General features: G+C 46.1%; 1 pseudogene. It reads left to right on the forward strand.

Annotation, left to right across the window (positions count from 1 at the left end):
- Window positions 1-230: pseudogene (locus SB660_RS24290) on the forward strand (DNA repair protein RadA); the annotation flags it as partial.

A 230-nucleotide genomic window follows, 5' to 3' on the forward strand; every position in this document is an offset into this window, starting at 1 on the left:
CTTTAATTATCCGAAACGGATGGCAACAGGGGTGGACCAAAACCGTGTGCAATTGCTTATGGCAGTGCTTGAAAAGCGCATGGGCCTCATGTTACAGGCACAAGATGCATATATTAAAGTTGCTGGCGGAGTAAAGCTAGATGAGCCTGCCATTGACTTAGCTGTCTTGACGAGTATTGTGTCTAGCTTTAAGGATCAGGCAGTACGGGGAACAGATTGCTTTATTGGAG

The organism is Bacillus sp. SIMBA_005 (assembly GCF_046535585.1).
Taxonomy (GTDB): domain Bacteria; phylum Bacillota; class Bacilli; order Bacillales; family Bacillaceae; genus Bacillus; species Bacillus pumilus.